The organism is Brevundimonas sp., from assembly GCF_004210735.1.
Taxonomy (GTDB): Bacteria; Pseudomonadota; Alphaproteobacteria; order Caulobacterales; family Caulobacteraceae; genus Brevundimonas.
The window spans coordinates 1-8,018 of record NZ_SDZL01000084.1; the positions used below are offsets into that span (position 1 = coordinate 1).

Annotated in this window: 10 protein-coding genes; 9 read left to right on the forward strand and 1 reads right to left on the reverse strand. The window is 69.4% G+C overall.

Annotated elements, in window-relative coordinates; all coding sequences use genetic code 11:
• The 3 genes from EON91_RS13310 to EON91_RS13320 form a co-directional block, all read left to right on the forward strand.
• Positions 1–754: EF-Tu/IF-2/RF-3 family GTPase (locus EON91_RS13310; RefSeq protein WP_366250435.1), on the forward strand; the 754-nt coding region annotated here is incomplete at its 5' end.
• Positions 755–857: 103 nt separating this feature from the next.
• Positions 858–1,202, forward strand: coding sequence for a hypothetical protein (locus tag EON91_RS13315; protein ID WP_292095658.1), 345 nt, complete (start codon positions 858–860; stop codon positions 1,200–1,202).
• Positions 1,203–1,345: 143 nt separating this feature from the next.
• Positions 1,346–2,599 (forward strand): hypothetical protein, encoded by a 1,254-nt coding sequence (locus EON91_RS13320; protein WP_292095661.1) that lies wholly within the window; start codon positions 1,346–1,348, stop codon positions 2,597–2,599.
• A 1-nt stretch (position 2,600) separates the two neighbouring features.
• Here EON91_RS13320 and cysQ read toward each other — a convergent pair whose 3' ends face one another.
• Positions 2,601–3,401 carry a 3'(2'),5'-bisphosphate nucleotidase CysQ gene (gene cysQ / locus EON91_RS13325; protein WP_292095675.1) on the reverse strand — a complete coding sequence of 267 codons (801 nt, stop codon included), beginning with the start codon at positions 3,399–3,401 and terminating at the stop codon, positions 2,601–2,603.
• Between the two features lie 90 nt (positions 3,402–3,491).
• Here cysQ and chpT point away from each other — a divergent pair, with 90 nt between their 5' ends.
• The 6 genes from chpT to recA all read left to right on the forward strand — a co-directional run.
• Positions 3,492–4,187, forward strand: a complete 696-nt coding sequence (gene chpT / locus EON91_RS13330) for a histidine phosphotransferase ChpT (protein ID WP_292095664.1) — start codon at positions 3,492–3,494, stop codon at positions 4,185–4,187.
• A gap of 87 nt (positions 4,188–4,274) precedes the next feature.
• Positions 4,275–4,646, forward strand: a complete 372-nt coding sequence (locus EON91_RS13335; RefSeq protein WP_292095666.1) for a response regulator — start codon at positions 4,275–4,277, stop codon at positions 4,644–4,646.
• A gap of 4 nt (positions 4,647–4,650) precedes the next feature.
• Complete coding sequence (locus tag EON91_RS13340) at positions 4,651–5,469, forward strand: protein-glutamate O-methyltransferase CheR (RefSeq protein WP_292095669.1); 819 nt, start codon at positions 4,651–4,653, stop codon at positions 5,467–5,469.
• 188 nt (positions 5,470–5,657) lie between these two features.
• Positions 5,658–6,338 (forward strand): class I SAM-dependent methyltransferase, encoded by a 681-nt coding sequence (locus tag EON91_RS13345; RefSeq protein ID WP_292095670.1) that lies wholly within the window; start codon positions 5,658–5,660, stop codon positions 6,336–6,338.
• Between the two features lie 18 nt (positions 6,339–6,356).
• On the forward strand, positions 6,357–6,809 hold the full coding sequence (locus tag EON91_RS13350; protein ID WP_292095671.1) for a MaoC family dehydratase: 453 nt from the start codon (positions 6,357–6,359) through the stop codon (positions 6,807–6,809).
• A 352-nt stretch (positions 6,810–7,161) separates the two neighbouring features.
• Positions 7,162–8,018: recombinase RecA (recA, locus tag EON91_RS13355; RefSeq protein ID WP_292095673.1), on the forward strand; the 857-nt coding region annotated here is incomplete at its 3' end.

Sequence of the window (8,018 nt, forward strand, 5' to 3'; positions counted from 1 at the left end):
CAACGCCCCCGCCCCCGTCGATGTCGTGGTCGAGCCGGGCAGCGCCGAGGTGACCGGCTTCGTGTTCAAGGTCCAGGCCAACATGGACCCCAACCACCGCGACCGCATCGCCATGTTCCGCATGGCCTCGGGCAGCTTCAAGCGCGGCATGAAGCTGAAGGTCCAGAACACCGGCAAGCAGCTATCGGTGAACGCCCCCATCATGTTCTTCGCCAGCGACCGCGAACTGGCCGAGGACGCCTATGCCGGGGACGTGATCGGCATTCCGAACCACGGCGTGCTGCGCGTCGGCGACAGCCTGTCGGAGAGCGGTCTGGTCCGGTTCGCGGGCCTGCCGAATTTCGCGCCCGAAATCCTGCAACGCGTGCGGGTCAAGGATCCGCTGAAGGCCAAGCACCTGAAGAAGGCGCTGGAAGGTCTGGCCGAGGAAGGCGTGACCCAGCTGTTCCGCCCCGAACTGGGCAGCGACTTCATCGTCGGCGCCGTCGGCCAGCTGCAGTTCGAGGTCATGGCCGACCGCTTGGGCGAGGAATACGGCCTGGACGTCATCTTCGAGCCGTCGCCCTATGCCGAGGCGCGCTGGATAGGCGGCGACAAGGCCGACCTGGACGACTTCGCCGGCAAATACCGGCCCCAGATGGCCGCCGACATCGACAACCAGCCCGTCTTCCTGGCCAAGTCCAGCTGGGAGACCGGCTACGTCGGCGAACGCTTCCCCCGGATCGCCTTCACGAAGACCAAGGAACGGGGCTGAACGCGGCGGCGCCTCTAGTCGATTACGGCGCCTTTCCTCCGTCACACGGTCGTGGTTCTGTAGGGGTGAAGCGGCGCGGGGCGCGTCGTGGAGCCAAGTGTTCATGTTGCTCGTTCTCGCCGCCGCGTCGGTCCTGATCGCGCCGCAGTCCCAGCCGGGGCCGGCGCTGATCTCCTATGACCAGTCGGTGCGGTGTGCGGGCCTGACCCAGGCGGCGTCGGAGCTTGAGGGCGGCGAGAGCGGCGAGGGCCGCGCCCTGTTCGATGCGGCGCTGTACTGGTCGCTGGCGGCGATGCAGGCGGCCCAGGCGTCCGGGCGATCGACCGTCCTGGCCGAGGGCGACCAGACCCGCGCCCGCATCATTTCGGTCCGCCAGCTGAGCAGCGGCGACGCCGCCGCACGCGCCGAGCTGGACCGTTGCCGCCGCCTGACGCCCAGGCTGGACTGACCTGCAGACAGGACTGATCCCCCGCCGGTTGAATTCCTTCGCGAACCCCAGGCGAACCACTGGCGCGGCGCTGCGTTTGCTGGTGACGGGGCGGGAACGCCCCCGCGGTCCCGAAGCGGGACGATCCGGAGGCTGCGGCCCATATGTTCGAATTCGGCAAGGACCTGAGACGGCTGTTCGCCCAGGCGCGCGAGAGCGACGACCTGGGCTGGCTGGAGCTGGTCGGCGTCAATCTGGTCGAGGCCGAGGCGCGCCAGCAGGCGATCGACGCCGGTCGCGTGTCCTGCGCCCACCCCTTCCATGCGTGGATGCGCGCCGCCGCCCTGTGGCGGGAACACGCGCGGCGCACCGGCCGGTCGGCCAGCCTGGACCGCGCCCGTGGCGCGGCGGGCGACGCCGCGCGCATCGCCCACGGCGACGACCAGAAAGCCCGCGCGGCGGTCGAGAGCGCCCTGTCGCGCATGCTGGCCTTCGATCTGTTCGGCGGCCCGCAGCATCTGGAGATGGCGCTGGCCGATCTGGCCGGGGCCCATCCGGGACGGCGCGGCGGCGCGGCGGCCCTGGTAGCGGCGGTCCATGCGCGGGTGCGGGCGCGTCAGGCGCGCCTGTCCCTGCCGCTGGGCGCGCGGATGGACGCGGCCGCCCTGATGGACGCGGCCCTGCATGATCTGGAGCCGGGCGCCATCGCCGGAGAAGAATTGCGGCTGGACCGCGCCGCCTTAACGCTGGAGGCCGGGATGGCCCAGCGCGATCCGCGCCTGCTGGATCAGGCCGGACGCGACCTGCGCGCCCTGGTCGAGGCTGCTGCGCCGGAATACCGGCCCCTGACCCGCGCGCGGGCCCTGGCCCTGTGTGGCGCCGGTCTGGCCGCGCTGGCGACGCTGGCCGATGATGCGGCCGCCGCGATCCAGGCCCAGGCCATGTTCGACGCCGCCGCCGATCAGTTCACCCCCGACCACAGCCCGCTGGACTGGGTCGCTGTGCAGGTGGTCCGGGCGGAAGAGGCGACGGGCGCGACGACCCTGATCCAGGCCGAGGCGCTAAGCGCGGACGGCGGCCTGATCCTGGGCGCCCTGGCGCGCGAACGCCGCACGGGTTTCGAGATCGCCCTGGCCGAGGCCTGCGGCGACCTGTCGACGCTGATGACGATCGAAGGCCGACTGCGGCGGGGTCTGGCCGCCCGGCATGGGCCATCGGCGCCGCTGGACTGGGCCGTGGATCAGATGGCGCTGGGCCGTATCGCCCTGGCGCGGGCCGAGATGACGGGCGCCGCCATCGGGCCAGTCAGCCTGGGCGTGCTGGAGGCGGGCGAGGTCGCGCGCGAACTGGGCGTGCCCCTGCTGTCCGAAGCCGCCGCCGCCCTGGGCCGCCGGCTGGAGGCGCAGACGCTGGGCTGACCTAGCCGCCCAGCGCCACAAACCCGCCGTTGGCGAAGCCGGGCTTACCGTAGCGCAGGGGCTGGCCGTCCTCGGCCAGAACACGGCCGCCGGCGGCCTGCAGCACCGCCTGACCGGCTGCCGTGTCCCATTCCGACGTGGGGCCGGTGCGCGGATAGACGTCGAACCGTCCCTCGGCGATCAGGCAGAATTTCAGCGAGGAATCCGTGCCCTGCCACTGGAGACAGCCGTGGCGGCGCGCCAGTCGCAGCGCTTCCTCGTCGGTCATGCTGTGGCTGAGCAGGGCGATGCCTTCCTGCGGGCGGTCGCGCACGCGGATCGGGCGCCACGGCTCGACGCCCTCGGCCCCGAAGCGGCGCATGAAGGCGGCGGGGCGGCCCGCATCCAGACCCGTGCGCCAGCTGTGGCCCGTCGCCGGGGCGCTGACCACACCCGCCACGGGGACGCCGTCGCGGATCAGGGCGATGTTGACGGTGAAGCTCTCCCGCCCCTGAACAAAGCCGCGCGTGCCGTCCAGCGGATCGATCAACCAGAACAGGGATGCGGCCTGATCGGGCAGGCCGTTGGCGGCGGCGTCTTCCTCGGCCACGGCCGGAATCTCGGGCCACAGGGCGGCCAGTCGCGACAGGATCAGGGCCTCGGCTTCGCGATCGGCGCGGGTGACAGGACTGTCGTCGGCCTTGCTCTCGGCCTCCACGCCCGTGCGCCAGTAGGGCAGGATGACGGCGGCCGCGGCCTCGGCGATGTCGGCCAGCGCCTCGTGAAACGTCGGATCTGCGGCGGGGTCGGACAGGATGTTCATGATCGCCGCTCGATAGCCCATCAGGGCGGTTTCACGAACCGGCAAATCACGTCAGGGTTTGGTTAACCCTTCACGATGTCTTTCGGCGCGATGACCCTGACCCAGACCAGCATGGCCGACGCCTCGAGCGCGGCCGACGATCTTGCCGCCCTGCCTGTCGACGGCGCCGAACTGGCGACCTATGTGGCGGCCAAGCTGTGCCATGACTTCATCAGCCCGTCCGGCGCCATCATGTCGGGGCTGGACCTGCTGAATGATCCGTCGGCGCAGGACATGCGCGACGACGCCTTGGGCCTGATTGAGCAGAGCGCGCGCAAGATGGTGGCGCTGGTGCATTTCGCGCGGGTCGCCTTCGGCGCCGCCACCTCGTCCGAACGGTTTGCAGGACATGAGCTGCGCGGCCTGGTCAGCGGCATGGTCGAGGGCGGGCGCGCCGTGATGGACTGGCGCATCGACGACGCCGAGCAATTCTCCAAGCCGCAAGCCCGGGCGCTGGTGAACCTGGCCTATCTGACCATGGGCGCCCTGCCGTCGGGCGGAACGGCGGTGGTGTCGGTGCGGCGTGATGACGCGACCGTGACCCTGGAAGGCCGGGCCGAGGGCGCGCGCGCCCGGCTGAAACCCGAGGCCGTCACCGGCCTGGCGGGCCAGCGGCTGGTCGAAGGGTTGGCGGGGCAGTGGATTCAGCCCTTCTGGCTGTGGCTGACCCTGAACGAGGCGGGCGGGGCCCTGACCGTCGCCAGCGAGGACGGCCGGGTTTCAATAACAGGGTCAATGCCGGCTTAAGGCCAATTCCCAACCGGTCGTTAACCGGACTGAGCGACCATCATGCGACGAACTTCAGGCGAAGTTCCGACTTCAGGGGGAACGTCCGTGGACGCCAGAATCTGTCTGATCGTCGACGACAGCCGGATCATCCGGAAGGTCGCGCGGCGCATCGTCGAGGGCCTGGGGTTCGAGGTGGACGAAGCCGGCGACGGCGCCGAGGCCATGAGCTACTGCACCGCCGCCATGCCCGAGGTCGTGCTGCTGGACTGGAACATGCCGGTGATGGACGGCCTGACCTTCCTGCGCCGCCTGCGCCAGCTGCCGGGCGGCGACCGGCCCAAGGTCCTGTTCTGCACCATCGAAAGCCAGCCCGAGCGCATCGCTGAGGCCTTGTCGGCGGGCGCCGACGACTATGTGATGAAGCCGTTCGACGGCGAAGTGCTGCAGTCCAAATTCGTCGAGGTGGGGGCCGCCTGACGGAATGACGCCCGAGGATTTTGACCGCCTGCAGACCCTGCTTCTGACCCGCGCCGGCTTCCGGCTGACGCGGGACCGGATCAACCTGGCCGAACACCGGCTGGGGCCTGTGGCGCGTCGCGAAGGCTTCCACAACGTCGAGGCCATGCTGGCGTCCCTGTGGTCCAAGCCGGTCGCCTCGCTGGGGTGGGCTGTGATCGAGGCGCTGCTGAACCCCGAGACCTGGTTCCGGCGCGACCGCGCGGCGTTCGACGTGCTGTCCGGCGAACTGCTGCCGGCTCTTGCCCGCGCGCGGCCCGGCGGCCGGGTTCGCATCTGGTCGGCCGGCTGCTCGACCGGTCAGGAAGCCTATTCCCTGGCCATGGCCGCCGACGAGGCGGGCGCGGCGGCCGAAATCGTCGGCGCCGACCTGTCCCAGCGCGCGTTGGAGAAGGCCCGCGCCGGCCTCTACACCGGTTTCGAGATCCAGCGCGGCCTGTCGGCCCGCGCCATGCTGCGCTGGTTCGAGCCGGACGAGGACAACTGGACCGCCCGCGACACCCTGCGCGCCGTCGTGCGGTTCGAGCGCGCCAACCTGCTGGACGATCCGTCCGCCGATACGCCGCGCTTCGACGTCATCTTCTGCCGCCATGTGATGACCGACATGGATCCCGCGCGCCGCGCGCGGCTGCTGGACGCGCTGGAGCGGCGGCTGGTGGACGACGGCTGCCTGTTCCTGGGTCCCGACGAACGCCCCGAGGCGGACAGCGTCGCCTTCCGCCCCGTCGCCGGCCGCAAGGGCCTGTTCGTCAAGGCCCCGACAGCGGCCCGCCGGGCGGCGTAGATCCTTCGATCCTCCCCCGTTCACGGGGGAGGGGGACCATGCGCAGCATGGTGGTGGGGGCGGAACCATCCGCAGCGCTTGAACTCGCCCCACCCCGTCGCCCTGTCCGGGCTCCGCGGTCCCCCTCCCCCGCTACGCAGGGGAGGATGAGTAGGCCGCCCTTAACCTGCGCCGGCTAACCTCGATCCATGAACTTCATCCACGCGCTTCAGGACAACGACGACCCCAATTCGCTAGTGTCGCGCTTTCGCCGGGCGCGCAGCCGGCGGATCGTCGAACTGATCGCGGCGATCCATGCCGAAAAGGGCGCGGTGCGGATCATCGACCTGGGCGGCGAGGCCGAATACTGGCGGCTGTTCGACGCCGAAATGCTGCGGGCCAGGGGGGTGCATGTCACCCTGGTCAATCCGTTCGGCACAGGTCAGGTCTGGGATCAGGCGATGTTCACGGCGGTCGAGGGCGACGCGTGCGCCCTGCCCCAATACGCCGACGGCAGCTTCGACCTGGTCCATTCCAACTCGGTGATTGAACATGTCGGCGACTGGGTGCGGATGGAGGCCTTCGCCGGCGAGTGCCGCCGTCTGGCCGCGCGCTACTATGCCCAGACGCCCTATTTCTGGTTCCCGATCGAGCCGCATTTCTCGGCCCCCTTCTTCCACTGGCGTAGCGAGCAGAGCCGCGCCCGCGCCCTGATACGGCGCCCGCACGGCTTCTCGGAAAAGGCCGCCGACGTCGGCGCCGCCATGCGCGATGTCCAGCACGCCCGGCTGCTGGACAAGACCCAGTTCCGCTTCCTGTATCCCGACGCCGCCCACCATGATGAAAAGGTCGGCCCGCTGACCAAGTCGCTGATCGCGGTGCGGGGCTGAAGGGCGTAAGACAGCGTTATGACCGCGACGCCCCTCTATCTCGATGATCTGCACGTCGGCCAGACCTTCACCGGCGGCCCGGTGAACGTGACGACCGAGGCCATCAAGGCCTTCGCCGCCGAATACGATCCCCAGCCCTTCCATCTGGACGAAGACGCCGCCAGGGACAGCCTGTTCGGCGGTCTGGCGGCCAGCGGCTGGCACACGGCGGCGCTGACGATGAAGATGCTGGTGGCCAGCGTGCCCTTCGTCGGCGGACTGATCGGCACGGGCGGCGAGACCGTCTGGCCGCGCCCGACCCGGCCGGGCGACGTGCTGACCCTGCACGTCGAGGTGCTGGAGATCATCCCGTCGAAGTCAAAGCCGGACCGGGGCATCGTTCGCACCCGCTCCGAGACCCGCAACCAGAACGGCGAACCGGTCCAGATCTCGACCGTCGGCATCGTCGCCTGGCGTCGGCCGATCACTTGAGCCCCCTTCCCCTCGAGGGGAAGGCTTCTGTTCAGAAGAACAGGCGCGCCAGCATGATCCACGACCACAGGCAGAAAGCCACCGCCGCGATCAGCAGCATCAGGCGCAGGCATCCGGTGCGGAACGACGCGGTCATACGGCGACGCTAGCCGCGGTCGGGCGCCGGGCCATCCCCGCCTTGCCTAGCCAAAATCGCTAGACGTCAGAAACGGTCGCAGCACGGCCGGAACGCAAAAAAGAACATATTGGCAACCGGAACAAACCATGACCATAGTGGGTCTCACAAGGGAGCGGGTCCACGGCGGGTCTCTCCCGAGCATCGATGGGAATCATGGCAAGGGAGAGCAAGGCAATGGCACAGGCGGCTTTGAAACTGGTGGGCAAGGAAGACGGCGACAAGCAGCGCGCGCTTGAGGCGGCGATCGCCCAGATCGATCGCGCCTTCGGCAAGGGCTCTGTGATGAAACTGGGCAAGGCCGGCGTGGTGGCCGAGATCGAAAGCGTCTCGACCGGCTCGCTGGGTCTGGACATGGCGCTGGGCATCGGCGGCCTGCCGGTCGGCCGGGTGATCGAGGTGTTCGGCCCCGAATCCTCGGGCAAGACCACCCTGGCCCTGCACACCGTGGCCGAGGTCCAGAAGAAAGGCGGCGTGGCCGCCTTCGTCGACGCCGAACACGCGCTGGATCCGATCTATGCGCAAAAGCTGGGCGTCAATCTGGATGACCTGCTGGTGTCGCAGCCCGACACGGGCGAACAGGCGTTGGAGATCGTCGACACCCTGGTGCGCTCGGGCGCCGTGGACATCGTGGTGATCGACTCGGTCGCCGCCCTGACCCCCCGCGCCGAGATCGAGGGCGAGATGGGCGACAGCCTGCCGGGCCTGCAGGCCCGTCTGATGAGCCAGGCGCTGCGCAAGCTGACCGCCTCGATCTCCAAGTCGAAATGCATCGTGCTGTTCATCAACCAGATCCGTCACAAGATCGGCGTGATGTACGGCAGCCCTGAGACCACGACGGGTGGCAATGCGCTGAAATTCTACGCCTCGGTCCGCCTGGACATCCGCCGCACCGGCGCGATCAAGGACCGCGACGAAGTGGTCGGCAACACCACCCGCGTGAAGGTGGTCAAGAACAAGGTCGCCCCGCCGTTCCGCGAGGTCATCTTCGACATCATGTACGGCGAGGGCATCTCCAAGCTGGGCGAGATCAT